This window comes from Streptomyces polyasparticus (genome assembly GCF_014493765.1).
Lineage (GTDB): Bacteria > Actinomycetota > Actinomycetes > Streptomycetales > Streptomycetaceae > Streptomyces > Streptomyces polyasparticus.
Genome location: NZ_JACTVJ010000097.1, coordinates 1 through 1418 on the forward strand (window position 1 = coordinate 1; position 1418 = coordinate 1418).

The 1418-nt window shown below is 52.9% G+C and carries 1 protein-coding gene and 1 pseudogene; both read right to left on the bottom strand.

The window, feature by feature from the left end; genetic code table 11:
* A partial coding sequence (gene tuf, locus H9Y04_RS49045; protein ID WP_187820140.1) for an elongation factor Tu occupies positions 1-1058 on the bottom strand: 1058 nt, incomplete at its 3' end.
* 69 nt (positions 1059-1127) lie between these two features.
* Positions 1128-1418: pseudogene (gene fusA / locus H9Y04_RS49050) on the bottom strand (elongation factor G); the annotation flags it as partial.

Below are 1418 nucleotides of genomic sequence, written 5' to 3' on the forward strand. Positions count from 1 at the left end.
GGCATTACCATCTCTACGCCTTCCGGCAGTTCGATGGTGCCAGTCACGTCAGTAGTACGGAAGTAGAACTGCGGACGGTAGCCTTTGAAGAACGGAGTATGACGGCCGCCTTCGTCTTTGGACAGGATGTACACTTCAGATTCGAACTTGGTGTGCGGGTTGATGGTGCCCGGCTTAGCCAGTACCTGACCACGTTCGATTTCTTCACGTTTGATACCACGCAGCAGAACACCTACGTTCTCACCAGCACGGCCTTCGTCCAGCAGTTTGCGGAACATTTCAACGCCAGTACAGGTGGTTTTCGCGGTTTCTTTGATACCAACGATTTCAACTTCTTCACCTACTTTGATGATACCGCGCTCTACACGACCGGTAACAACGGTACCACGACCGGAGATGGAGAATACGTCTTCGATCGGCAGCAGGAACGGCTTGTCAATCGCACGCTCTGGTTCCGGGATATAGGTATCCAGGTGGCCAGCCAGTTCGATGATTTTCGCTTCCCACTCTGCGTCGCCTTCCAGCGCTTTCAGAGCAGAACCACGAACGATCGGGGTGTCGTCGCCCGGGAAATCGTACTGAGACAGCAGTTCACGAACTTCCATCTCAACCAGTTCCAGCAGCTCTTCGTCATCAACCATGTCGCATTTGTTCAGGAACACGATGATGTACGGAACGCCTACCTGACGACCCAGCAGGATGTGCTCACGAGTCTGCGGCATCGGGCCGTCAGTCGCAGCAACAACCAGGATCGCGCCGTCCATCTGCGCAGCACCGGTGATCATGTTTTTAACATAGTCGGCGTGGCCCGGGCAGTCTACGTGCGCGTAGTGGCGAGTCGGGGTGTCATATTCAACGTGAGAGGTGTTGATGGTGATACCACGAGCTTTTTCTTCCGGCGCGTTATCGATCTGGTCGAATGCGCGAGCGGAACCACCGTAGGTTTTAGCCAGTACGGTAGTGATGGCAGCGGTCAGCGTTGTTTTACCATGGTCAACGTGGCCGATAGTACCGACGTTAACGTGCGGTTTTGTACGTTCAAATTTTTCTTTAGACACGGCTATATTCCTTACTATAGTGCTCTCCCCTTCGGAGAGAGCACGGGACTTAGGTTTTAATCCTGTGGATTATTTACCACGGGCTTCAATAACGGCCTGAGCAACGTTGTTCGGCGCATCATCATACTTCAGGAATTCCATGGTGTATGATGCACGACCTTTGGTCAGAGAACGCAGCTGAGTTGCATAACCGAACATTTCGGACAGCGGTACTTCAGCGTGGATCTTAACGCCGGTTACTTCGGATTCCTGACCGCGCAGCATACCGCGACGACGGCTCAAGTCACCGATAACGTCACCAGTGTTCTCTTCCGGAGTTTCTACTTCAACCTTCATGATCGGCTCAAGCAGAACTGGTTT